Origin of the sequence: Actinomadura fulvescens (assembly GCF_039533225.1) — a bacterium.
Classification (GTDB): Bacteria; Actinomycetota; Actinomycetes; order Streptosporangiales; family Streptosporangiaceae; genus Spirillospora; species Spirillospora fulvescens.
This window is the reverse complement of sequence record NZ_BAAATD010000021.1, coordinates 80,150-104,879: the sequence shown is the minus strand read 5'-3', so window position 1 is coordinate 104,879 and position 24,730 is coordinate 80,150. Positions and strand designations below refer to the sequence as shown.

Annotated in this window: 20 protein-coding genes; 8 read left to right on the top strand and 12 right to left on the bottom strand. The window is 69.4% G+C overall.

All coding sequences use genetic code 11. The annotated features are described in order from the left end of the window. The first annotated feature begins 116 nt into the window (after positions 1–116). The gene (gene fxsT / locus ABD333_RS44535; protein ID WP_344548959.1) at positions 117–2,573 is read left to right on the top strand and encodes an FxSxx-COOH system tetratricopeptide repeat protein; all 2,457 of its coding nucleotides are present in this window, start codon (positions 117–119) and stop codon (positions 2,571–2,573) included. An 8-nt stretch (positions 2,574–2,581) separates the two neighbouring features. Here the strand turns inward: fxsT and ABD333_RS44530 are convergent, their stop codons facing one another. Further along, entirely contained in the window at positions 2,582–5,173 is a 2,592-nt protein-coding gene (locus ABD333_RS44530; RefSeq protein WP_344548957.1) for a tetratricopeptide repeat protein, read from the bottom strand. After that, positions 5,170–5,523 (bottom strand): hypothetical protein, encoded by a 354-nt coding sequence (locus ABD333_RS44525; protein WP_344548955.1) that lies wholly within the window; start codon positions 5,521–5,523, stop codon positions 5,170–5,172. Before ABD333_RS44525 ends, ABD333_RS44530 begins: the two co-directional genes overlap by 4 nt. 376 nt (positions 5,524–5,899) lie before the next feature. Between ABD333_RS44525 and ABD333_RS44520 the strand changes: the two genes are divergently transcribed. Next, on the top strand, positions 5,900–6,313 hold the full coding sequence (locus ABD333_RS44520) for an STAS domain-containing protein (RefSeq protein ID WP_344548953.1): 414 nt from the start codon (positions 5,900–5,902) through the stop codon (positions 6,311–6,313). A gap of 13 nt (positions 6,314–6,326) precedes the next feature. On the opposite strand, the gene ABD333_RS44515 is transcribed toward ABD333_RS44520, so the two are convergent. From ABD333_RS44515 to ABD333_RS44500, 4 genes are all read right to left on the bottom strand, one after another. Continuing rightward, positions 6,327–6,722, bottom strand: a complete 396-nt coding sequence (locus tag ABD333_RS44515; RefSeq protein WP_344548951.1) for a hypothetical protein — start codon at positions 6,720–6,722, stop codon at positions 6,327–6,329. 89 nt (positions 6,723–6,811) lie between these two features. Continuing rightward, positions 6,812–7,201 (bottom strand): STAS domain-containing protein, encoded by a 390-nt coding sequence (locus ABD333_RS44510; protein WP_344548949.1) that lies wholly within the window; start codon positions 7,199–7,201, stop codon positions 6,812–6,814. Positions 7,202–7,253: 52 nt separating this feature from the next. Next, on the bottom strand, positions 7,254–7,802 hold the full coding sequence (locus tag ABD333_RS44505) for a DUF5994 family protein (protein ID WP_344548947.1): 549 nt from the start codon (positions 7,800–7,802) through the stop codon (positions 7,254–7,256). Positions 7,803–7,881: 79 nt separating this feature from the next. Next, complete coding sequence (locus tag ABD333_RS44500) at positions 7,882–8,154, bottom strand: hypothetical protein (RefSeq protein WP_344548945.1); 273 nt, start codon at positions 8,152–8,154, stop codon at positions 7,882–7,884. A 132-nt stretch (positions 8,155–8,286) separates the two neighbouring features. On the opposite strand from ABD333_RS44500, the gene ABD333_RS44495 reads away from it, so the two are divergent. Together ABD333_RS44495 and ABD333_RS44490 are read left to right on the top strand one after the other, a co-directional pair. Continuing rightward, the gene (locus ABD333_RS44495) at positions 8,287–9,291 is read left to right on the top strand and encodes a tyrosine-type recombinase/integrase (protein WP_344548943.1); all 1,005 of its coding nucleotides are present in this window, start codon (positions 8,287–8,289) and stop codon (positions 9,289–9,291) included. A gap of 197 nt (positions 9,292–9,488) precedes the next feature. Then, a complete protein-coding gene (locus ABD333_RS44490; RefSeq protein WP_344548941.1) occupies positions 9,489–9,929 on the top strand; it encodes a nuclear transport factor 2 family protein in 441 nt (146 codons plus the stop codon). A 171-nt stretch (positions 9,930–10,100) separates the two neighbouring features. On the opposite strand, the gene ABD333_RS44485 is transcribed toward ABD333_RS44490, so the two are convergent. Then, positions 10,101–10,574, bottom strand: coding sequence for an NUDIX hydrolase (locus tag ABD333_RS44485; protein WP_344548939.1), 474 nt, complete (start codon positions 10,572–10,574; stop codon positions 10,101–10,103). 146 nt (positions 10,575–10,720) lie between these two features. Between ABD333_RS44485 and ABD333_RS44480 the strand changes: the two genes are divergently transcribed. The 4 genes from ABD333_RS44480 (at position 10,721) to ABD333_RS44465 (ending at position 13,200) form a co-directional block, all read left to right on the top strand. Beyond that, positions 10,721–11,947 (top strand): helix-turn-helix domain-containing protein, encoded by a 1,227-nt coding sequence (locus tag ABD333_RS44480; RefSeq protein ID WP_344548937.1) that lies wholly within the window; start codon positions 10,721–10,723, stop codon positions 11,945–11,947. 79 nt (positions 11,948–12,026) lie between these two features. After that, on the top strand, positions 12,027–12,242 hold the full coding sequence (locus ABD333_RS44475; protein WP_344548935.1) for a hypothetical protein: 216 nt from the start codon (positions 12,027–12,029) through the stop codon (positions 12,240–12,242). 55 nt (positions 12,243–12,297) lie between these two features. Next, positions 12,298–12,588 (top strand): hypothetical protein, encoded by a 291-nt coding sequence (locus ABD333_RS44470; protein WP_344548933.1) that lies wholly within the window; start codon positions 12,298–12,300, stop codon positions 12,586–12,588. 234 nt (positions 12,589–12,822) lie between these two features. Further along, positions 12,823–13,200: a hypothetical protein gene (locus ABD333_RS44465; RefSeq protein WP_344548931.1), complete on the top strand. Its 378-nt coding sequence runs from the start codon at positions 12,823–12,825 to the stop codon at positions 13,198–13,200. A gap of 111 nt (positions 13,201–13,311) precedes the next feature. Here ABD333_RS44465 and ABD333_RS44460 read toward each other — a convergent pair whose 3' ends face one another. From ABD333_RS44460 to ABD333_RS44440, 5 genes are all read right to left on the bottom strand, one after another. Continuing rightward, positions 13,312–13,743 carry a hypothetical protein gene (locus ABD333_RS44460; RefSeq protein WP_344548929.1) on the bottom strand — a complete coding sequence of 144 codons (432 nt, stop codon included), beginning with the start codon at positions 13,741–13,743 and terminating at the stop codon, positions 13,312–13,314. A 247-nt stretch (positions 13,744–13,990) separates the two neighbouring features. After that, positions 13,991–21,625, bottom strand: a complete 7,635-nt coding sequence (locus ABD333_RS44455) for an SDR family NAD(P)-dependent oxidoreductase (RefSeq protein ID WP_344548927.1) — start codon at positions 21,623–21,625, stop codon at positions 13,991–13,993. Between the two features lie 238 nt (positions 21,626–21,863). Beyond that, positions 21,864–22,790: an endonuclease/exonuclease/phosphatase family protein gene (locus tag ABD333_RS44450; RefSeq protein WP_344548925.1), complete on the bottom strand. Its 927-nt coding sequence runs from the start codon at positions 22,788–22,790 to the stop codon at positions 21,864–21,866. A 63-nt stretch (positions 22,791–22,853) separates the two neighbouring features. Continuing rightward, on the bottom strand, positions 22,854–23,084 hold the full coding sequence (locus ABD333_RS44445) for a nitroreductase/quinone reductase family protein (protein WP_344548923.1): 231 nt from the start codon (positions 23,082–23,084) through the stop codon (positions 22,854–22,856). 201 nt (positions 23,085–23,285) lie between these two features. Next, the gene (locus ABD333_RS44440; protein ID WP_344548921.1) at positions 23,286–24,635 is read right to left on the bottom strand and encodes an alpha-lytic protease prodomain-containing protein; all 1,350 of its coding nucleotides are present in this window, start codon (positions 24,633–24,635) and stop codon (positions 23,286–23,288) included. Positions 24,636–24,730: the final 95 nt, after the last annotated feature.

The following is a 24,730-nucleotide window of genomic DNA, read 5'->3' as shown; positions in this document are numbered from 1 at the left end:
TTTGATGGAGATCTTCACTGGCCGCCTCTAGATTGGCGCGTATTGACGTGGGGGTGGCGTGTGTGACGAATTCTGCGCATCAACCACATTCGCCTGGACGGGCGCCCAGAATCTGGTTGAACGTTCCGCCGCGCAACCGCAACTTCACTGGTCGCGAGGAGCTGCTCGCCGCGCTGCGTGCCAGCCTCACAGGCGATGTCACCGCGGTCGTCTCCCAGCCCGAGCCGCATGCCCTGTACGGATTGGCCGGTGTCGGCAAGACGATGCTGGCCGTGGAGTACGTCTGGCGGTTCCGCGGCGACTACGACCTGGTCTGCTGGATCCCCTCGGACCAGCCTGCCCTGGCCCGTTCGACGCTGGCCGTCCTGGCGGGCGATCTCGGCCTGCCACCGGCGATCGTCACCGGCATCGAGGACGCCGCGGGAGCGGCCCTGAACGCACTGCGGCTGGGTGAGCCGTTCCACAAGTGGCTTCTGATCTTCGACAACGCCGACCAGCCCGAGGAGATCAACGACCTCATCCCGGCGGGCGGTCCCGGACATGTTCTGATCACCTCCCGCAACCCCCGATGGGACGTCGCGGCGAACGCGATCTCGATCGACGTCTTCACGCGGGCCGAATCGGTCGAGTTCCTCGGCAAGCGGCTACGACATGCGATCAGCGACAAGGAGGCCGACAAGCTCGCCCAGGAACTGGGTGACCTTCCGCTCGCCCTGGAGCAGGCAGGCGCGCTCCAGGCCGAGACCGGAATGCAGGTCGCGGAGTACCTCAGGCTCCTCAAGGAGCACACAGCGGCGCTGTTGAACGAGGGCAAGCCGACTGAATACCCCGCGTCGATGACCGCCGCCTGGGCCCTGTCGGTCGCCAATCTCAGAGACAGACTGCCCGAGGCCGAGGTGCTGTTGCGCTGCTGCGCCTTCTTCGGGCCGGAGGCCATCCCGCGGGCCGTGTTCAACCGGCCCCCCGAGCACGTCGGAGAGCACCTGGCGTCGCTGCTGCGCGATCCCATCCAGTTCAGCCGCGCCATGGGCGAGCTGGGCCGCCTCGCACTGGCCCGCGTCGACACCGCCAACCGAACCATCCAGGTGCACCGGCTGATCCAGGCGCTCGTCCGCGACGAGCTGCCTGATCACGAAAGCTACCGCGACGACGTGCGCCGTCTCCTGGCCGCCGCCACTCCCGAAGATCCCGACGACACTGCCAATTGGGATCACTACGCCGGCCTTCTGCCGCACATCATCTCCTCCGGGGTAGCCCGTGATCCGCAGATGCGGGCGCTCGCCCTCGACTACGTGCGTTACCTGTACGTCTCCGGTGATTACCGATCTGCCGGTCGCCTCGTGGAATCCTTCGAGAGTCTCTGGGAGGACTCCGCCGGCCCGAACGACATCGACGTACTGAACGCCCGCCGCCATCGCGCCACCATCGCGCGCGAGCTGGGGCGCTACAGCGAGGCGTACGAGCTCAACCAGGAGACGCTGGCGCGCATGGACAGCGTCGCCGGAGAACCCGGCTTCCAGGAGTCACGGCTCCTCCTCGTCAACGGCATCGGAGCCGACCTCCGCGCGCAGGGCAGGTTCATCGACGCGCAGCTCTACGACGAGGAATCCTTGCGTCTCCACAGGGAGGCTTACGGCCCCGACCACCCGCACACCCTGCGAGTCACCTGCAGCCTGGCGCTCGACCTCGGCCTCATCAGCAGGTACGAGGCGGCAAGGCAAAGTCACCAGCAAGCCCACCTCGGAATGCGAACGAGCGGCAGCCGTTACGACATCCTGCACTCCTGGAACGGGCTGGTCCGTGCGGTCCGCCTGTGCGGTGACTACCAGGCCGCCAGCGAAGCCACCGAAGACGCCCTCGCCTTCGGCGTCGCTGAGTTCGGTCCCGACCATCCCTTGACCCTGCGCACCATGAAAGACCTGGCCATCGCCCAACGCCTCGCCGGAGACCTCGACGAGGCCCTCGAACTGGCCGTCGACTGCCACAACCGGTACAACCGCCTCCTGGGACTCGACCACCCGGACTCGCTGTCTTCCGCCATGTGCCTGACCAACACTCTGCGGAGCCTCGGCCAACTGAACGAGGCGTACGAACTCGCCGTCGAGACGTTGAATCGCTACCCGGCGGTGTACGGGCCGGACCATCCGTACCACCACGCGTGCGCCGGAAACCTGGCGGTCCTCCTCCGCGTACGCGACGAGGTGGCCGGGGCCCGTCTGCTCAACGAGACCGCGCTCGCCGGCCTCGAAGCCAAACTCGGCCGCGACCATCACTTCTCCCTGACCGTGGCCACCAACCTCGCCAGCGACCTTGCCGCCCTCGGCGACCTGGAATCCGCCCGCCGCCTCGGCATGGGCACCCACCGACGCCTGACCGCGCTGCTCGGCGAAACCCACCCGACGACCCTGGCCTGCGCCGCCAACCTGTCCATCGACCTGCAGGCCGACGGCACCGAACTGCTCAACCAGACCATCGACCACTACACGAGAACACTCGGCCCAGACCACCCCGACGCCATAGCCGCCCACGAACAACAACGCCTGAACTGCGACTTCGACCCAGCCCCGATCTAGCCACCCACTCAACCCAGCTCGCCGCGTGCGACCTCCAGGTTCGCCCGCACGAGTTTGGTCGTTGGATGGTCGCCGCCCAGTACCCGCTCACAGTCGGCGAGGGCGGCTTCATACAGCGATATCGCTCGCCCTAGGTCGCCTGCCGCCCGGTAGGCGGCGGCGAGGTTGTTGCGGGAGCCCAAGGTGGCGGGATGGTTGGCGCCCAGCACCCGTTCGCGATCGGTGAGGGTGGTTTCGTACAGCGGTATCGCTCGTGCTAGGTCACCTGCCGTCTGGTAGGCGCCAGCGAGGTTGTTGCGGGAGCCCAAGGTGGCGGGATGGTCGGCGCCCAGCACCCGTTCGCGATCGGTGAGCGTGGCTTGGTACAGCGGTATCGCTCGTGCTAGGTCGCCTGCCGTCTGGTAGGCGTAGGCGAGGTTGTTGCGGGAGTTCAGGGTGTTGGGGTGGTCGGGGCCCAGGATTCGTTCGCGATCGGTGAGGTTGGCTTGGTACAGCGGGATCGCCCGCTCCAGGTCGCCTGCCGCCCGGTAGGCGGCGGCGAGATTGTTGCGGGAGTTCAGGGTGTCGGGGTGGTCGGGGCCCAGGATTCGTTCGCGATCGGTGAGGCTGGCTTGGTACAGCGATATCGCTCGCCCTAGGTCGCCTGCCGCCCGGTAGGCGGCGGCGAGGTTGTTGCGGGAAGTCAGGGTGTCGGGGTGGTCGTCGCCCAGGACCCGCTCGCGATCGGTGAGGTTGGCTTGGTACAGCGGCGTCGCCCGTTCCAGGTCGTCTGCCGCCCGGTAGGCGGCGGCGAGGTTGTTGCGGGAAGTCAGCGTGGACGGGTGGTCGTCGCCCAGGACCCGCTCACGGTCGGCGAGGTTGGCTTGGTACAGCGGTATCGCGCGCGTCAGGTCGCCTGCCGAATGGTAGGCGGCGGCGAGGTTGTTGCGGGAGGTCAGCGTGGACGGGTGGTCGGCGCCCAGCACTCGCTGGCAGGCGGTGAGGGTGGTTTCGTGGAGCGGGATCGCTTGCGCCAGGTCGCCTGCCAACTCGTAGGCGTAGGCCAGGTTGTTGCGGGAGGCCAGGGTGTTGGGATGGTCGGGGCCGTGGAGACGTTCTTTGGTGGTGAGGGCGCGTTCGAAGTAGGCGATGGCGCGCGTGATGGCGCCCTGGTTTTGCAGGAACGTGGCGGTGCGGTCTAGCAACTGGCCGGTGATGACGCTGTCGTTGGCGGGGTCGGTGTGGTCGGCCAAGGCGTCGATGTGAGGCAGTAGGGCGCGCCAGGTCGGCCATCCTGCCGGGTCATCGACATCGGCGGGACCGGCCTGATTGAGCAGGACGGTGGCCTGTTCGCGGGCGTGGTCGATGGCGGTGGGATGGCGGTGGGGATCGTGGGGGTCGGGGATGCGGGCGACGGCTTGGACCAGGCGGTGCACGGTGATGGTGTCGGCGTCCAGGGTGATCATGTTGTAGGCGGCGAGCAGGCCCAGCGCGTCGGTCAGGGTGGTGGCGTCGGTGATCGCGGGTGACTGGGCGGGCGTAGTGGGTGTGCGGGAGCGGAAAAGTCGCCAGCGCCGACGCCGGGTGGGGGTGCTGGTGGCCGCAGGTAGGGCGCGGTTCAAGGCGGCCAGGTGGGTGCGGGGAATGGCTTCGGGGGCGTACCAGGCCAGGATGCGCAGCAGATCCCCGGTCAACGGGGTGCGGTCGGCCAGGTGGTCCAGGGTGATTCGCCAGATCCGTGCGATGGTGCGTTCGGAGTCCGAGCCTTCGGCCGCACGGTCGTACATCACCTCCGGTTGGTCGGTGAGCAGCTCCAGGTACGCGGCGGGGGTGAGACCGGCCTGCGCCAGGTAGGCGCCCGCCTGCTCGATGGCCAGCGGCAGACAACCCAGCGCATCGGCCAGCTCCGCCGCTCCCTCCAGCCCGGAAGCCGCATTGGAGCCGGTTGCCACGCGGGTAAGCAGGTCGATCGCTTCGTCTGCCGGGAGCACGTCCAACTGCACGGTCAGAGCGTGGAGCTTCTGCCAGCCTTGGCCGAGCCGGGAGGTCACCAGCACCCGTCCGGTCAGCAGGCGGCGCAGCATCGGCTCGACATCGGCGGGCGTTGTGACGTTGTCCAGCACCAGGAGCCAGCCGTGGTGGCAGGTCAGCCAAGCGATCGCGCGTTCGGCCAGCGCTTCCAGCGGCAACGCCTCGGCCAGTTCCGGTTGCAGCGCCGTCGCTAGCGCGGCCAATCCGGCCTGCAGCGACGCTGGGGTGTCGGCGGTGATCCACCACACCGGACTCGCCTCGCCTGAACGAGCCGCGGCCCGGGCGTGGTGAGCGGCCAGCGTCGACTTGCCGACGCCGCCCAGCCCATGCACCGCCGCGACCACGACTGTTCCCGGGCTCGACAAGTACGCGGCCAGCCGCGCCAGCTCGTCGCTGCGACCGATGAACAGAGGGTGGTCGGGCACGTTGAGCAACCCGGGCGGCGCCGCGACCTGATCGACCGGCCGCAACGCCTCGGCTGGCAGGTGCACTTCGCGGATGCTCTGATCGCCACCTGCCTGGTAGACGCGGCCTTGTCCGGACGCGGCACCCCACTGGCCCACATCCGGCCGCTCAAAGGCCGAGGTCATTGGTCGTTGATGGTCTGATCCCCGCCGGCCTGATACACCCGGCCATGCCCCGACGCTTCGGCCCGCTGCGAAACCGTTCCTGGCGAACGGTCTGTCTCCGAGCCGTCGTCGTCGCCCGAGCGGCGGGAGCTGACCAGCCCGTACACCGCCACGCCGAGCCCGGCCACGGCGACGAACACACCGATCACACTGCCCCACTTATCGGCCTTATCCAGGCCCACCACGGCGAAATACACGCCCAACGCAATTAGCGCGACCACCGCTACGCCAGCACCGACCCAAATCCGAACATGACCCGCCATACCAGCCATCATCGACCCGACAAAGATCACACACTGTGAAACGGCCATAACTTGTCAGGCACCGCGATACGTCCAGCAATGCAAACGTTTCCGGCGCGTCTCTACGTGTGACACCTCGGAAGATGCGGGGTTTCCCGGATGTCGCTTCGCCTATGCGGCTGTCACTATCTGTGCGTTCACGGGAGCAGAAGGTGAGGATGTCGCTTGAAGATCAGTGGTTTGCGACGGCGGCCGAGTGGGTCGGTGCATGCCGAGGTTGCCCCTCATGGCGTTAGTCCAGGTCAGATTGGGTATCGACTGGGCCTATGGCGGTGAATCCGGGGTTTGCTACGGTGCCCGGACCCGGCCGTGAGACCATGACGCAGAACGCACAGTAGCGCCCCAGGCTCGGTGCGTAACCTGAGAAACAGAAGAGATCCACGCCATGACCACACCTTCCGGCGCCGCGCCTTTGAACCCGCCGCCCGCCGGGGGCCGAGCACGCCGGCCCTGGCAACCGCAACCTCTCCTGACCATCACCTCCGGCCGCCACGGCCAGTGGTACACCCTCATTTTGAACGGCGAACTCGACGTCGCCAGCGCTCCCGACCTTCAGTCCGCACTCGACCATCCCCTGGCCACCATGGCGCCGCCGTACGTCGCTCTCGACTTGGCCGCCCTGAGCTTCTGCGACTCCTCAGGTCTGAACACCATCCTGCGCGGCTGGAGAGGCGCCGCCCGCGAGGGTGGCGAACTGATTCTGCTGCGTCCTCACGCCCGCGTCACCGCCCTGCTGCGCCTGACCGGGCTCGACCAGCGCCTTACCGTCGCGCCCCATCTGAACGAGCCCTCCGGCTGACCTACCGGGGGGTTCAGTGGGCGCCTGCTGTCTCCTCGGGCGGGGACCAGCTGAAGGCATGGGTGTACCACCTGGCGCCGTCGCGGGTGGTGCGCTTGCCGTAGGTGACGGCGACGATGCCGTGGCCGCTCTCGCCACCGGAGTCGGGCGGCGCGGGGCTCCTGCGGCGGATCTCGCCCAGCAGCAGCCGCGCGGATTGGCGCAGTTCCAGCCGCAGGTCGAAGGGGCCGCGGCTGGTGGCGTTGAGTTGGTTCATCAGTTGTGTCAGATGGTCGGCGACCTCGCCGGCGGTGTGGCCCAGGCCCCATTCCTGCAGGGCGTTGTGGACCGCCTTCCGGGCTTGGGAGATCGCCGCGCGGCCGTTGGGCAGTTGCCAGTCGCGGCTGCGGTGGGTGGGCACGGTTGTCATGAGGTTCTCCGATCGCGGTCCGTGAGCGAGTAGGGCCGCTCTGTTCAAGACCGGTGGATCGCGCGGATGTCTACCCGTTGTTCAGGCGTTCATGCCGCCCGTCGCGAGCCTGTTACGGGGACCGGTCCGTGGTGGACGGTGAGGACGCGGTCCAGCCCCGTGACGCGCAGAAGCTTGGTCACCTGCGGGTTGGGTGCGGCCAGGTGCAGGGTGATGCCGAGCGCGGTGGCGCGGCGTTGCGTGCCGATCAGCACGGCCAGCCCGGCGGCGTCGCAGAACGACACCTCACTCAGGTCGAGGGTCAGCAGCCTGGGGCTGTGGCCGAGGGCGCCGACCAGGTGCTCGCGCAGGGCCGGGGCGGCGGCGATATCGAGCTCGCCGTGCAGAGCGACGATGGTGTGGCCGGGGCGGCGGCGGGTGGGCATGGCGACTTCGGCGGGGGCCCCGAGGCGAGTTGACGCGACTGTGCCGGTGGTCATGGTGGTCTCCGTTCGCGGGTGAGTGTGGGCCTGGCGGTACGGGGCGCGCCTGTCACAGTGCGGGTTCTCGCAGTCGCCCGCCCTCGGTTTCCCAGGTGTTCTCTGATACGGCCTGGTCCGGCGGCGTGAGTGCGGCCAGCAGTGCGGGGGCGCGGAGGTGATTGGCGGGGTGGGCGGCCAGGTCCAGGCCCGCGGCGGCGGCGTCCGGGTCGGTGCCGGGCGGGATGGTGAGCAGATCGACCCGCCGGCCGTCGGCCCAGATCGCGGTGACCAGTCCGACAGGCAGGGTGTCGAACCAGCTGAGGCGTACCACCCGGGTGTCGGCGGGGCCGTCGACGCGCAGCCGGCGTGGGCGGCTGGTCCAGCCGGCCACGCGCAGCATGATGTGGGCGATGGGGCCGTGCACGGCGTGGTGGGTGCCGGCCTGCAGGGCCAGGATCAGTCCGGGCAGTTCGGCGGCCGGGTCGGTCGAACGCGGCCACCAGGCGCCGTCCAGGGGTGTTCGCGGTCGGCCGGGCGGGGGACGAGGCTGCAGCCGCAGCCGGGGAGTCGAGGGCGGCGACAGGCTGATCGTTGTCGCCCGTTCGGTGGTGGTCCACATGGCAGTGGCCTCTTTTCTCCCCAGGCCGCCGATTCAGGCGGTTTGGGGATGGTGCCGGAATCGAGCTGGACGCCCGGGATCAGTGGCGTCGGCGCAGATCCGCGAGGAGTTCGCCGAGCCGGCTGATCCAGGCGGTCCCTGACACCAGGGTGAGCAGGATCGCGCCGGCCAGCAGGGTCGCCATCGCCATGAGCAGCGCCAGCGCGAACGTGGCCTGGACCAGGAAGATGACGAACACGATGACCGCGCCGAGCGTGAGCGCGATGGGCCAGGCCTGGCCGGTCAGGGAGGACCGTGCGGCCGGGGCGGCGCCGGGCCGGGCGGGTCGTTGACCACGATGAAGGATCGGCATGACATCCCCCTTCTGGGGGTGAGCCGGAGCGGCGGGTCAGCCTCGGGACGGGGATGTCGTCGTTACCGGATACCTCTGACTTTACGCGATCCAACTTCCGATATCTAGAAATATCTGAACTAACCTGGGGGTGTGGATTCCGATACCCGCACTCCGGCCGGCTCCGAGCCCCCGCGGGGTCGGCCGGGCGCCCGGCCGACCCCGCTCCCCCGCGAGCTGCAGACGGTGTTCGCCGCGTACGAACGGGACATCACCTCGCCGGGCGGGCAGTTGGACACCGGCACCGTCCGCGTCTATGTCTCGCGGGTCCGCCAGTACCTTGCCTGGCTCGCCGCCCTCCTCGCGGACGGGACGGTCGAGGGCGACCCGCTGACCGACCCCGGCGCCCGCGACCGGGCGGCCCGCGACTACCGCACCCACCTGCAGACCGTCGCCAAACGCAAGCCCGCCACCATCAACGCGCATCTGACCGCGGTCGACGACCTCTACCGCCGTCGCGGACTGGGCCCCGCCGCAACCGAACGCGCCGACAACCCCCCGGCCGCCCTTCGCGCCCTGGACCGGCGCGACCAGCTGCGGTTGCTGCGCCAAGCCGACCGCGCTCCACTGCGTGACAAGGCGATCGCCTTCACAGCCTTCTACGCCGGCACCCGCATCAGCGAGATCACCACCCTGGACACCGCCGACATCCGCATGTCAGCCCGCAAGGGCCAGCTGGTCGTGCGACACGGCAAGAACGGCAAGTACCGCGAAATCCCCCTGCACCCCAAGCTCCGCACCGTGCTGGAGGAATGGCTGCGCGAACGCTCCGGCTGGAAGAACGCCGACAGCAACCCCGCGCTGTTCCTCAACCGCCGCGGCGGCCGCCTATCGACCCGCTCGGCCTATACCGCGCTTCGCACCATCGCCGACGCCGCGGGCCTGCCCCTGGGCCGCGACGGCGTCTTCACCCCGCACGTCCTGCGGCACACCGCCGGAACCACCATGACCCGCCAGGGCACCGACATCGTCATCGTCGCCGAACTCCTCGGCCAGTCCGTCGAAACCGCCCGCCGCTACAGCCTGCCCACCCCACAAGACCGCCAGGAGGCCATCGAACGCCTCACCACCGACCAGGAACCCCGCGAGCCGACCTAAGCGCCTGTGTCTGAAGCCCAGTTGATCTGATGACAGCTGCCAGTTCCGGATTCACGGACGGTAGTGACCGGTGGAACCCAGATGGGGACGGCACTCCGGACCGTCTGTGTCACGCAAGTGGAGGCGTTGCTCCCGCAGCCGGGGGTGATGGCGGAAAGCCGCCAGTCTCTACGCCCGCACCCAGTTAGGGTCGCGGCATGTCGCAGCAGAGTCGCACCATCGTTCAGGACGCCTGGAAGGCGTTTGCCAGTCACGACGCTGACCGAATCGCGGCGGTCTTCACCGAGGACGCCGAGTGGCTCGCGCCACCGGAGAACGCGACTGCCGTCGCGCTGGGAGGCTCCAGCCATCTGGTCGGCAAGAAGGCGATCGTGCGCTTCCTCGCCGAGGATTTCCCCCGTTTCTTCGTGCGCGACGTCACCGTCACCTTCCATGGGTTCTACGCCGACGGTGAGCGGGTGATCGTGGAGGAGACGATGACGGCGACTCTGGCCAACGGCAACCACTACGCCAACGACTACTGCTTCGTCTTCGAGCTCCAGGAAGGCATGATCCACCGGGTCCGCGAATACATGGACACAGCCCGAGGGCACCGCATGGTCTCCGGCGAGGTTCCGCAGCAGTCATCGTCAATCTGACCGCGGCCTAGACGGTCCGAACGACACGTCCGGTCGGCGGACCGACGCCCACCACGCTGCCGTACTGTGACCAGCCCGCTCAGCTATTACCACATCGTCGACAAGGTCAACATTGCCTGACGCGGCACTAGCTCCGCGACCTCACCCAACATCGCTCTTAGCGATCGCTGTCTAATGCTGGATCAGACCGCCGACCTGGATCGAGGCGACGTGGCCCGTGGCTGGAACGGTTTGTGCCAAGGCCAGGCCGATGTCGACTAGCGATGACCGGCGAAGCCCGGTGACCTCGCAGATCGGTGTCCAGACCGACTCGGTGACGTCACCGTTCTCCTCTGGTCGCAGACTGCCGCCAGTGATCTTGACCCGGTAGAAGATGCCAACGTTCTGGTGCGTTAGTCGGCCAGGCACGCGGCGTTCAGCCGCGGGAATGACCCTCGAATCCACACCCAGCAGTCGTTCGACCACCACCTCGTAGCCCGTCTCCTCCATCACCTCGCGGACCACCGCGTCGAACGGATCTTCCCCATGCTCGACCCTCCCGCCCGGGAGAGTCCAGCTAGGCCGCCCCTCCGGCGGTACGTAATGCGCGAGCAGCACCCGCTCACCCTCAATACACACCCCGTAGGCCGCCAGCCGGAAACTCATCCCCGCACTTTATTCAACCATCGCGGATTCACGGGACACGGCCTAAGACGGTGCAGGGCGCTTCCGCTCTGGCGGCCGCCCTGACGTAAAAGGCCCTGCGCCGTAACCTGGATCTGTCGAGAAAACCAGGAAGAGGTGCAGGGCCTATGCCCGACACTAACCGGTCGCTCGCCCCCGACGCACCGTTCTCCGAGCGACTGAACTATTACCGCGCCCGCGCCGGTAAGACCCGCGCCGTGGTCGGCGGGCTGGTCGGCAGGTCGGCCGAATGGGTCAAGTCCCTGGAGACCGGAAAGATCGGCATGCCTCGCCTGCCGATGCTGATCCGTCTGGCCGAGGTCCTCGACGTCGAGGACCTGGGCGACTTGACCGGCGACCATCGCATGTCGCGCGCGAACTACACCAAGCACGCCCATGAGGATCTGGCCTCGATCCGCGACGCTCTGGCGTCCTACCCGCTCGCCGCCCCGGCTCGGCCGGTGCCGGCCGACGTGCTCACCGGCCGGGTGCGACAGGCGTGGCGGGCCTGGCACACCTCGCGGTGGGAGCGCAGCGCCGTTGCGGACAAGCTGCCCGCGCTGATCGCCGACGCCCGCGTCTCCGCACGGATGCTCACGGGAGACGACCGGCGGCGGGCCTCGTGCCAGCTCGCGCAGGCGTACCACATCGCGCAGTTGTACGCCTCGCATCAGCCCGCCCCAGAGCTGGTGTACATGACCGGGGATCGCGCGATGCTCGCCGCCCAGGACGCCGATGACCCCGCGGCGATGGCCGGGGCAGCGTGGTATCTCAACCACGTGTGGCGAGACGCGGGTGAGGCCGCGGAGGCGCGCGTGGAGCTGGCCCGTGACGTGGCGGGCATGCTGCGTCCGGCCGACTCCGAGCGAGACCGGGCGCTGTACGCCTTGATGCACCTGGCGATCGCTCTGTCGCACGCCAAGCTCGGCCGCGACGGGGACGCCTGGCGCCATCACGACCAGGCCGACGAGGCGGCGCGGTCGCTCGGCGCCGGGTACGCGCATCCGTGGCTGATGATCGGTCCCGGCATGGTCGCGCACTACGCCGTAACCATCTACCTGGACTTGCAGAAACCGGGCTTGGCGTTGCAGGCCGCCAACAGGATCGACCCGGCCGCCATCCCGTCCCGTACCCGGCAGTCGCGGTATCTGGTCGAGGTCGCTCGCGCCCATCACCGGCAAGGCGATCACGTAGCCGCGATCCACCTGATGCAGAAAGCCGACAAGGTGTCGGGTGACACCTTCGCGTTCAGCCTCTTCGCACGGTCGATCGTGGCGGACCTGCTGCCCGATCCTCCCGCCGCAGTGGCCGAGGACGTCCGCGAGCTTGCCCGGACGCTCAGTTTGATCGCCTGAGGGGTAGGACCACTACCCCTCGACATGCGGGGGGCATCCCTACCGGTCCCTACCGTCCGCAAGCGCGTGAATGTGTCCCGTGACTCAGACGTCGATTGTCGATGAGGTGAAGGCGCGGCTGCGCGCCGAGTTCCCAGGCTGGTCGATCATCACGACGAATCGTGGTCGCTGGTGGGCGACCCGCAACCCCGTGCGCGACCCGCGGACCAGGCGGCTGGTCGACCATCACGTGACCGCGCTGGAAGCCGACACGGCCGAGGAACTGCGCGCCAAGCTCGGCGAGGTGGACCGGTGAAGGCCACCGACCGCCTGGACGCACTCGGCCAGGAGCTCGCGCTGCGCGGGATCTCGTGCGTCCGCAGTACGGCCAGCTGCCCGCACGGCTACGGGTGTTCCTGCCGACCACGCCCCGGTTCGGTGACAGCGTAAGAGTCGGCGCCGGTCCCGATGGCGAGCCGTGGTTCATCTCCTCCACCGGCGCCGCGCTGGCGCCGGTCTGGGATCTGCCGTGCGCGGCCGAACGCATCATGGGACAGCTGACCGCGTACCTGCCCCTCGCGCAGCGTTTCGCGATGGACAAGCCCATCCCGCGAGGCAGACTGCGCCGGCTTCTGAAAGCGTTCGTCGGACGAGCGGTGTGATCTCGCGTGATTCAGAGGCATACAACCAGTGCCGTACGGCCAGTACTGCACTGGGTTGAGCCGCCAGGCACAAATCCCGCTGTCATGGCTATCCCGAGAAGAATGATGCTCTTATACCGCTCCGGTACAGGTGAAGACTCACCGGGTATTTCCATGCGGCCTCTGTCTGAACCCACACTCGAAATTGTGCATCCAAGAGCCCACATGGGGCCTGGGACCTTCGTGGAGGAAGACATGATTCGTCACCGCGGCAAGCGCTGGACGCTGGGCACCAGCGTGGCGATCGCGGCCGGCGCGGTGAGCCTGGTCGCCGCCTCGGCGGCACCGGCGAACGCGCACGCCACCTGGACCAACCTGCCCCCCTACGGTGCGGGAACCCTCAACTCGGCTCACAACCGGCTCAGCGCCTGCGACTCCAGGAACGACGGCCGCACCGTCTACCTCGAATACACCTGGACCAACGGGCGACTGTTCGGCGGGGGAAGGCACTCAGACCCGGATCCAGGCGCCAGCTGCCGCCCGCTGTCACCGGCCACCGGATTCTGGTTCACCTCCTACCGGGTCTGCGTCACCCCGATCGGATCGCTGTGCACCGGCTGGGTGCGCCACTAGCCGAATGCCCAGCAGACTTGTGCCTATGAGCTGTCGGTCGCTCTAACGGTCGTGGTCATGACACGGCGGTGGCCCGCATCCCGAGATGCGGGCCACCGCGTGGGCTTAGGGTCACTTGTTGAGGCACGCGGTCTCGTAACGCCTGCCGTTGGTGTAGATGGCGCCCTTGTAGCAGCCGGCCCTCACCTTTGTCGAGAACGGCTTGGAATAGCTCTTGCCTTTGTTGAGCACGTACCCGCCTGAGCACTTCCACTTGGCGCGAGGGACCTTCCAGCAGAGCGATGCGGCACGGCGGGGGCCTTTCTCCTTCTTGTAGGTCACACCTGCGATGACCCACTTGCCCCTGTTGCCGTTGACGGTGATGCAGAGGAAGCCCTCGATCCAGTCGCACCGTGACACCACGGGAGCGGCCTTGGCGACCGCCGCCGTCCGCACGCCGGCGGTCGAGGCCGTCGAACCTGCCGAGGCGGCCGAGGCCGGTGGGGACAGCGTGGTGACGGCGGCGACGGCGGCCAGCCCGACGGCCGCTAGCTTGTTGTTCATGGCGGAACTCCTTGAGGTGGGGGCTCGGTCGATTCGGTGCCCGGCGCTGCGAACGACCAGGCTGCCGCCCATGGCGGGGAAGACGACTCGAAGGTAGAAGAGGCGCGCTACCAGGTCGTCAACCCCACGGTTGAACTCGCCTACCGCGCGAGGTTGAGTCTGGACATCGACCGGTTGAGGTGGCTTTGGGCGGTGCCCGCGCGTGCCCAGGTAGCCGAAGGTCGTGGAGTTTGGTGAGGCGGGGTGCTCAGGCCGGTGATTGGTCGGTGTGGATGCCCAGGCGGGCCTGGACCATCTGGGCCAGGGCCGTCAACGTGCCGCCGCCCTTGAGGAGTTCGAGGGGCGGGATCTCGACGTCAAATTGCTGACGCAGGCGGCCCAGCAGTTCCGTGCCCATCAGGGAGTCGATGCCGAGTTCTTGCAGGGGCTGGTGGGGTTCGATCCGGTCGGCCTCCAACTGCATGATGTCGGCGAGCATCCGGGCGAGGGTGTCGGCGATGATGCCGGTCGCCTCGGAGGGGGTGGCCGCGGCCAGGTCGCGCAGCAGGTCGCCGCGTGTGCGGCCGTTGTGCTCCTCGTCATGTGGGACCAGTGCGCTGAAGCGGGGTGCGTTCAGGGTCGCCAGGACATTGCGCGCCAGGCCCCAGTCGTAACGGCCGATCCCGGCGGCGTCGGCGCCTTCGGTGAGCAGTACGTTCATGGCCGCGAGAGCCGAGTCGGCGCTGATGGGGAGGATGCCGTACGTGATGAGCGACTGCGTCATCCCGGAACGGGCGACATAGCCTTCGTCGGCGATGTGGCCCAAGGCAACCGTGAGGCCCGGTCGGCCCGCGCGCCGACGGCGGCGGCTCAGGGCCTCCAGGTAGAGGTTGCCGGCCGCGTAGGAGGCCTGGCTGATGTTGCCGCCATGTGCCGCGTAGGAGGAGTACAGCACGAAGTGCTTCAGGTCTCGGTGGCTGGTGAGGGTGTCCAGGATGGCGGCGCCGGCGAGCTTCGGGGCCAGGACGGCGCGGATACGGTCATCGGAGAGTTCGATGAGCGATTCGTCGTCCAGGACCATGGCCGCGTGGACGACTCCGGTCAGGGGGTGCCCGGTGGCGTCGATCTGGTCGAGCACGGCGGACATGGCCGTGGGGTCGCTGACGTCGGCGGCGTAGGCGGTGGCGGTCACGCCCTGCCGGTTCAGCTCGTCCAGGAGCGCGGGCGCTTCGGGGGCCTCGATGCCGCGGCGGGAGAGCAGGGCCAGGTGGCGGGCGCCGTGGTCGGCGAGCCAGCGGGCCGTGGCCGCGCCGAAGCCGCCTAGCCCGCCGGTCACAAGGTAGGTGCCGCCCGAGTCGAAACGCTGCGGTGCGGGCGTGACGTGCACCGGTACGGGATCGTCTGGCTCCAGCGACACCACGACCTTGCCGATGTGACCTGAGTGCTGCATGAGGCTGAACGCTTCGGCGACCCGGGCGGCCGGGTACACGCTGTGCGGCAGCGGACGGTAGTGCCCTGCGTTCAGACTCCGGGTGAAGTCCGCCGCCAGCCGGCGTCTTTGCACACGGTCGGAGATCAGGGTGGTCAGGTCGACGCCGAAGAAGGCGATGTTGTGACGGAACGGCCGTAGCAGCAGCGGCTGGTTGCCGAAGATGTCTCGCTTGCCCAGCTCCAGGAATCGGCCGCCGGGTGCCAGCAGGCCCAGGCTGCGGTCGAGGGCCGCTCCGGCGAGCGAGTTGAGCACCACGTCGACGCCTCGTCCCCCGGTGAGTTCCAGGACCTGGGGAACGAAGTCCAGGGTGCGCGAGTCCAGGACGTGCGTCACTCCCAGCGCACGCAGGTATTCGCGTTTGGTGTCGTTGCCCGCGGTGGCGATGACGGTCGCGCCGCATCGCTTGGCGTACTGGATGGCGGCGAGCCCTACGCCGCCGGCGGCGCCGTGCACCAGCACCGTCTCCCCTGCCGACAACCGGGCCAGCTCGCCCAGGGCGTGGTGCACGGTCAGGAACGCCACCGGAATTGTCGCGGCTTCGGCGAAACCCATCCGGTCGGCGATCGCGTACACCATCTCGGCGCGGGTGACCGTGTGAGAGGCCAGGCTGGCGGGCGCCACCGCCGCCACTCGGTCGCCGACCGCCAACCCGCTGACGCCATCGCCTACGGCGGTGACGGTTCCGGCGCACTCCAGGCCCACGCCGTGCTGGCTGGGTGTTCCCTCGATCGCCTCGACGGGGAGCAGCCCGGTCACCTGCATGACGTCGCGATAGTTGAGCGCGGCCGCCCGTACCCGGATCGCCACCTCGCCTGGCCCCGGCTCGTTCGGCTGCGTGCTCGCCCATCGCAGCCGGTAGAAGAGGCCAGGCTCGTCCACGCGCAGGACGAAGGGTGAGTCGTCCGCATCGTGGGCCGTTTGATCGGCTTGCTCGACGCGCGCGTAGTCGGACGCCGGCACCTCGGTCTCGCGAGGGACGAAACGGCCGGCCGGCGTCAGAACGATCTCGTCCTCTTCGCGCTTGGAGCCGGAGGTCGGCGAGTCTTCCCGCTGCTCGTCGGTGCGGTCGCGCTCGGAGGCCGACAGTGTGAGCAGTTCGCGGGCCAGGCGTTCGGCGTCGTGTGCCGGATCTTCTACCCGGTGAAGTGAAAGCCGTATCACCGCCATGTCCGGGTGTTCGCTGGCAATGGTCCGGGCCATTCCCCAGACGGCGGCGTCCTCGGGGCACAGCGGCTGCTCAGGCGCGGGAAGTGCCCCGGTGGGGCGGGTCACCACCCACAGCGTCGGCCAGTTGTCGGTCGGCCGCGCTTCCAGGGGGATGCTCTGGCGTGCCGTCAGCAGGGCGCGCAGGATGGCCGCACGTGCGGTGGCACGGTCCACCATCGCGCTGGGCCCGTCTCGCATGGCGCTGGCGTCGGCCATCAGCAGGACGATGGTCACTCCACCGGGATGGTGAACGTGGGCGTTCAGTAGCTCGGTCCACGTCTGGGGATCGGCAGTGGCCGTGACGGTGTGAACCGCGTCGGCGCCACGGGCCGTCAGGAGCGCGGCAGTGCGTTCGGCCAAAGTTGTCTCGGCCGGGGTCTCGGTGACCAGGAGCCACCCGGGTCCGTCTACGGCGGGTGGGAGGGCGGGTGCTGTGACGGGCGCGTCAGGTGTCGCGGCGAGCAGTACCGAATAGGCGTCGCGAGCCGGGGCCTGGTCGTCGCCGGTCTGCACGATGTCGGTGAATCCGCAGTCGGCCAGGAGGCCCGGCCACTGGTCACGTGCCAGCAACGGAGAGGACGGGCGCAGGTCGTGGTCGTCGTGGGCCCAGAAGCCGTCGAGGGTACCGAAGATCGTCTGCAGCGCGACCACGTCGTGAGATTCGATCGCCAGCAGACGGCCGCCGGGGGCCAGGAGCCGGCGGACGTGGCCCAGCGCCGCGGCCAGGTCGCCGGCGGTGTGCAGGGCGTTGGCGGCGACGACGATGTCGTAGCCTCCCTCGACGAAGCCCTGCCGGACGGGGTCGACGTTGAGGTCCAGGGTCTGGTAGTCGACCATGTCGTGGGCGGCGAACCGGTTTCGGGCACGGGTGAAGAACGCCGGCGACAGGTCGCTGAAGGTGTAGCGGGTGCGTTCGGGCGGCAGCAGCGGCAACAGCGCGGCGGTGGTGCCGCCGGTGCCGGCGCCGACCTCCAGGATCCGCAGTGGCCGGTCTGCCGGCCACGCGGCCACCAGTTGCCGCATCAGTGCGGCGGCCACCTGGTTGTGGAACCGGCACACCGGCGATACGTCGTAGAGCTGTTCGAAGAACGGCAACGACCCGTCCTCCAGGAGCAGGTGCAGCGGATCGTCCTGGCCGCGCAGCAGCTGCGGCAGGTGGTTCAGCTGCCGGGTCATCAGTGCCGTGACCGCGATGAACGCCGGATACTCCAGCGTCAGTCGTGCATCCAGGGCGTCGCGTTCGGTCTCTCTGGCCAGGCGCCACCGCTCGTGCCCGGCAGGCTCCAGCAAGCCGTGACGGCATGCGATGGCGACGGCGGATCGGACCAGCGGGACGGCGGCGGTCCGCAGTCCATGCCGTCGCAGATCCGGAATGCCGAACGCCGCTGACGCATCGGGCAGGAAACCAGTGATCACTGACGTGACGCCGTGTGCGTACGCCGCCTCGGCCGGCTCCGTGTACGAGGCGTACGGCAGCCGGTGCCAGGCTTCACGCAACCGCTCGATCCGGCCGCCGGCCGCCGCGGCGAGCTGATGGTCGTCCGGAAGGGGAGACCGGTCGGCGGGCAGGTCGCGATGGGGAGCCGGGCGCAGCACCGTGTGCTGCCGTACGGGTCCGGTGCCGGCCTGGCCCGCCAGGCGCCGCATGCGAACGCCGTGCAACTCGGCGGTGACGGCTCCGTCGGGATCGGTGACGGTGATGTCCCAGCACACCTCGGAGGCGACCTGCGTGCGGTCGCGTACGTGCACCATGCCCTCGGCGGCCGGAGGCCGCCAGAGACGGACCGCCGCGATGGCGGCGGGCAGGAAGGTCTCGCCCGTGGCGAGGCGCTCGGCCAGCAGTGGCGCGCCCGCCTGGAGTACGCCGTCCAGCAGGGCCGGATGTACCGCGTACCGGTCGAGATCGGCGGTGTCGCCGGGATACCGGTAGGCGGCCAGTGCTTCGCCTTCGCCCGTCCATGCGCCCATGAGCTGCCGGAACATCGGCCCGAAGGTCAAACCGGCGTCGGCCATGGTCGTGTACAGCGCCTGGACGTCCACCTCGCCGGGGCAGCGGGCGCGGAGCTCCTCCAGGTCGACGTCGCCGGGCGGCCGGCCGAGCAGGTCGCGGACGCGGCCGTGGGCCAGGGCTTGCGGCCGGCCGGTCGCGGTCTCGGTGCTGGAGATGGACATCAGCCCGTCATGGGGTGACACGGCGAGCTGAACGCTGATCTCCTGCGCCCGATCCCAGGGGATCACCAGGGGGCGGTCGATCTCCAGCCAGGTGAGCTCGGCCGGTCCGCCCAGTACGCGTCGCCCGGCCGACAGCGCCATCTCGACGTGGCAGGCCGCCGGCCACACCACCGTGCCGGTCAGCTTGTGGTCGGCCAGCCAGGGCACCAGCGCCGGCTCGATCCGGCCGTGCCAAGACGGCTCGGCGGTGGGAAGTCGCTCACCCAGCAGCGGATGGTCCAGCTGTCCTTCGCCCACCCGCGGTGTCCAGGCCTGCGGCGTACCGCTCCAGTGCCGTTCCCGCTGCCACGGGTAGGCGGGCAGCTCCACCACCCGGCCGGGCCGCGGGAACAGGCGATCCCAGTCCGCCTCGGCACCGGCCGCGATCAGCTCGGCCGCCGCCGCGTCGACCGCCTGCGCACCGGCGTTCGTTTCACGCATCGTGGCCACGCTGACGAACCGGTCGCCGTGGCCCGCTTCTGCGTCGGTGCCGGCGGTGCCGGCGGTGCGGGTGGTGCGGGCGGTGGCGATGCGGCGCAGGTACGGCCGGAGGATCGGCTGCGGGCCGATCTCGACGAACATCCGGTGCCCACGCTCCAGGAGGTGGTCGATGGCAGGAGCGAACAGCACCGGCTCCCGGACGATCCGTGTCCAGTACTCCGCCTCCAGCGCGGTGCCGTCCATGGGTCCGCCGGTCAGGGTCGAGATGAACGGCACCGTGCCGGAGTCGGGCGCCAGCCCGTCCAGTGCGGCGGTCAGCTGGTCGCACACCGGCTCCATCGCCGCCGAGTGGAAGGCGTAGTCGAGCTTCAGCAGGCGGAAGAAGACCTTTCGTGCGGCCATTTCGGCGGCAAGCAGCTTGAGCTGCTCGGCCGGGCCTGACACCGTCAGCTGGTCGGCGGCGTTGACCCCGGCCACCTCTACTTCCGGGAACGGCGCGAGCAGCTCCTCGGCACGATCGCGGGTCAGGCCGAGGGCCGCCATCCGGCCGCATCCGGCGGTGAGCGCCTGGGCGCGGCTGCGTTCGGCCAGAACCCGCGCCGCGTCGTCCAAGGTCAGGATCCCGGCCGCGTAGGCGGCGGCGGTCTCACCGACGCTGTGCCCGACCACCGCCGCAGGCTCGATGCCACGGGCACGCAGCTGGTGCACCAGCCCGACCTGGACGGCGAACAGCATCGGCTGGGCCACCTCGGTAGCCGACAGCCGCCACTCGTCGGGTGGCAGGCTCATCTCCGCCGACACCGACCACCCCAGGTAGGGCCCCAGTGCGTCATCCACCTGGTGGACCGCCTGGCGGAACACCGTGTCGTCGGCCAGCAGCTCCGCGCCCATCCCGGCCCACTGCGACCCGTTGCCCGAGAACATCAACACCACTCCCAGGGCGGACTCCTGGGACGGGAGCATCCGGGTGGGCGTGGCCGTCCGCAGCCGTTCAGCCGCCTGATCGGCTCCGGTCGCGAGCACCGCCATGCGATAGGGATGCAGGGCGCGGCGTCGTACAGCGGTGTAGGCGATGTCGTAGAGCTCGTGCGGCGACGCGGCGGCGACCCGATCGGCCAGCATCTCGGCCGCGCTCGTCGCGGCTTCGGGCGTGCGCCCCGAAGCCACCAGCGGCAGGACTCGCTGCTGTTCTTCCTCTGCGGCGCCGGTCTGGGCGGGCGGCGGCGGCTCGACCGTCTCGGCGACGGGAGGGGGCGGGCTCAGGACCAGATGGGCGTTGGCCCCGCCGAACCCGAACGAATTCACCCCGACGAACCGCCGTCCCGGCCCATCGGGAAGCGGACGGGGCGCAGCGACCGGCTCCAGCCCCAGGCCGGTGAAGTCGATGTCGGGGTTGAGCGGGTCCAGGTGCAGCGACGCGGGGATCGTCTCGTGCCGCAGCACCAGGAGGGCCTTGAACAAGCCCGCCATGCCCGAGGCCGGTTCCAGGTGGCCGACGTTCGACTTCACCGATCCGATCGGCAAGGCCCCGCGGGAGCGGCGCATCCCCAGCACCCGGCCCAGCGAGGTGGCCTCGGCCGGGTCGCCCACCAGCGTGCCGGTGCCGTGCGCCTCCACGTACACCATCTCGTCCGGCGACACCCCCGCCCGCGCGTACACCTGCCGGAGCAGCTGCTCCTGCGCCTCCGCGCTGGGCAGTGCCAGCCCCATCGTGCGGCCATCGCAGTTGCTGCCCGCTCCGGCGATGACCGCGTGGATCCGGTCGCCGTCGGCGATCGCGTCCGCCAACGGTTTGAGCACGATCATCCCGGCGCCCTCGGCCCGTACGAACCCATCGGCCTCGGCGGAGAACGCCGCGCACCGCCCCTTGCGCGAGAGCATCGACGCCTGGCAGAACCCCACGTAAGCCGTCGGGTTCAACAGCACGTTGGCTCCCCCGGCCAGCGCCACCCGGCTATTGCCCGACCACAGCTCCTGGCAGGCACGTTCCACGGCGACCAGCGACGACGAGCACGCGGTGTCGATCGCCATGCTCGGCCCGCGCAGGTCGAGGAAGTGAGACACCCGGTTGGCGGCGATCGAGGAGGCCGCCCCCGCCATGGTGTAGGCGTTCATCTCCGCCGGCCGGCTCAGCTGCAGAGCCCCGTAGGCCATATCGGAGATCCCCACGAACACGCCGGTGTCGGTCCCCGCCAGCACGGCCGGATCGATCGCCGCGTCGTCCAGCGCCTCGACCGCGGTCTCCAGCAGCAACCTGTGCTGCGGGTCCATCTGCGCCGCCTCCCGCGGCGAGATCCCGAAGAACTCGGCGTCGAAGCAGGCGATGTCGTCCAGGAACCCGCCCGCGGCGGTGTAGGACTTGCCCGTCCTCGCCATCGAACCGTCCACGAACCGCTCGGCCTCGAACCGCTCGGCCGGCACCGTTCCCACCAGGTCCCGGCCCTGCGCCAGCGCGCTCCACAACCCCGTCAGGTCAGCGATGCCACCGGGCAGCCGGCACCCGACCCCGACGATCGCCACCGCACCTGTGCCGGTCTGTCCCGTCGCAGCCATCCCCGCCCCTTCTCTCATCACGCAGAGACACACCCAGGGGCGCGGAGACAGCCACGTTCACGGCGCGATCAGCGCAGCAGTCACGAATTCGACCTCGCCCGGTCACAAACCGTAATGAAGGGTGGCGGCGTTGGCCCTCGCTGATCGGGTCATGGTTGTGTGGCAATTGGTGCAGACGTTGTCTCTGACACATATGTCAAAGGACGTACTACCTGGTCGAACGAGTCTTCGTCGTGCTTTAAAGGTCCCAGTGGCCTTTGGTGTAGCAGTGGTCGCTGGCCTCGATGTGCTCGTTCGGGTGGTCGGGGTGGCGGCAGTACGGAGGGAACGGGCGCGGTGTGCCTACTCCCCTCTCGACGAAGATGTAGTCGATGTGGCGGGTGGGCTTGGCCGTGACGCCTCTGCCCGTCCAGGTCGGATAGGTGCCGGTGAGGCTCCAGTCGGTGTCCTCGGCCTGGACCAGGTCGGTCAGGTCGCGGTAGTCCGGCGGGAGTTGGCCGGGTGTGATGTTGAAGTCGCCTGCCAGGACCAGTCCGCGCCGGAGGCCGCCCTCGGCGTTGAAGAGCCGAGCCTCCTTGTAGTAGGCGGTGGCCTGCTTGGGCGCTAGCTCCCCGTCCGGTTCGAGATGCGCCGTGCAGACGGTCATGGGACCGGCGTACGTGGCGGCCCTGAGACACAACGCCCTACGGCACTCCTGCTCATCGCAGTTCCGGCCGGGGTTAGGCAGTTCGATGCGCTTGGCCTTCTCCACGATGCCGCCCGGCGCGAGCATCGCGCTCCCGTACGCGCCGTTTCCCTCGCCCCAGACATCGACGCAACGGGGATGGTCGGGATGGGTCTGCACGAAGTCGCCGTTGACGTTCAGGTCGGTGCGCAGTTGCTTGTAGTCCCTTAGGCAGACCTCGTTGACGGAGATGAACCAGGGTCCCTCGGCCGCCGCGAACCAGCGCAGGTGGTTCAGCGCACCTTGCCTGTACTGGCGACCGGCTGCCGAGCCGCAGAAGTCGTTGCCCTGGCAGAGGTTGTAGTGATGGATCTTCGCGGTCACCGTGCTCGCCGACACCGAGCGGTCTGGAACGTCCCGTCCGGACCCGGGGCCGCTCAGCAGTGCGATCGCCGTGCCCACCACGCCCAGGAGTACGGCCGCACGTGACATCCCACGCATCGACGCTCTCCCCTCCCGCGTTTGGAGGTGTTACTGGGACGCTAGGTGCGGTCCGGGAGGCTGTCAGCGACACCGGCCGCTACCGGCCATCGCCTCGCCGGGATTCACCGGCCATCGGTTCGAGTACGAAGACCGGGATCTCGCGGTCGGTGATGCGCTGGTAGTCGGCATAGGCCGGGTACGGTCCACCGCTCGGCGCCACCAGAGGGCCTTCTCGTCTCCGAACACCTGACGCGCCCGGTACTCGCGGGTCACGGTGCCGTCCTGGAGTTCGATGAACGGCTCGGCGACCACGCTGGCGTACCACTGCGGGTTGGTCGGCGCGCCGCGGGATGCAGGCCGAGCGGCGCCAGCAGCGTGGCGGCCCGTGCCCGGTGGCGCAGGCTGGGCATAACTAAACTTCGGCAACCGGGGAGCCGCGTCGATTCGTGGCGTATGGACCACGCGAGCCGGGCTCGGTGGCCATACGCCACGAATCAGTGACGAGCGACTGGATCAGCAGGCACCGAGGTCCTTCCAGGCCGCCCAGGAGCCGGGATCGCCGGGCTCGGCGCCGGTCGACCACCAGGTGGCCTCCCAGCCGTTGCCGTTGTGGCCCACGCGGTCACCCGGTGCGTATCCGGTCGAGGCGCTCCAGGCCGACAGTTCCCCGCAGTCACCCGGGGGTGGCGTCGTCGGCGGCGTGGTGCCGCCGTTTCCGGTGAGCAGCGTCAAGCTGTACACCTGGAGGATTTCCGGCACAGGCTGGAAGAACGTCGTCCCGCCCGACGAGCAGTTGCCGGAGCCGCCGGAAGTGACGCCCTGGGCGTGGTTGTTGCTCGTCGACAGCAGCGAGCCGCCCGAGTCGCCGGGCTCCGCGCACACGTTGGTGCGGATCAGCCCGCTGACCGTGCCCTGCGGGTACGTGACCGACGCCTGCCGCGCGTTGATCGTGCCGCAGTGCCACCGGGTGGTGGAGCCGGACCGGCAGACGGCCGCGCCCACGGGAGCTTCCTGGGATCCGGCGACAGTGACGGTGCCGGGGTAGCGGTTCACCAGGGGACGGGGAGTGTTGCCCGCGTCGACCTGAACCCACGCGTAGTCGTTGCCGGGGAAGCTGGAACCCCGGAACGTCCCGCTCGGCTGCGTGGTGCGCGCGCCGGTGTTGCCGCAGTGCCCGGCCGTGACGAAACCGCCGTTGACGGAGAACCCGATGGAGCATCGGGTGCCGCCACCGATGTAGTACGCGTTTCCGCCGATGACGTCGATCAACGGGCGGGGCTTCTCCTGCGACCGGACGATCTGCACGGCGCCGGCGTCGACGCCGCTCGCCGCCACGAACCGCTTGGCCGCGCGCTCGGCACCCGCGTGGGCGAGCACGACGAGCCTGTTGGCGGCGACATCGACGTACCAGCCGGGCACGGTCTTGGGAGCCGAGCCAGAGCGGTTGTCAAGCGTTCTCTTGGCGACGGTGAGGTCGGTTTCGCTGCGCTGGACGAGCTTCACCTCGGCGCCGGACGCCCGGATCTTGGCGGCCTTCGACGCGTCGGTGGTCGCGACGACGACCCGCGAGCCGTCGTTCGCGACCCAGGCGCCGCCGAACGCGCGGGAGCCGAGGTCCCAGCGCATCGCCCGTTCGATACGGCCGGCGCGGTCGTCGGTCTCCAGGCGAGCGCGTGCCTGGTCGGCGGTCAGGCCCAGGTCGCGCTGGAGAGCCGAGATCATCTCGGCGTCCTGCCCGGAAGCGGCCATCGGCGTGGCGCCGTCGGGCGCCGGTGAGGCCAGGGCGGGGATCGCGAGAGCGGCGACGAGGCCGCCCGCTGCGACGATCAGCCCTGTCACGGCGAACTGGTGTTTGTGCTCCATGCCTCCTCCTTCGTGGGGGTGGGGGGTTGGGAACAGGGAGCGAGAGGACGCGGAATGTCGTGTGCGTGCGGGTGTGGTGCACGCCTTCCGTGGGT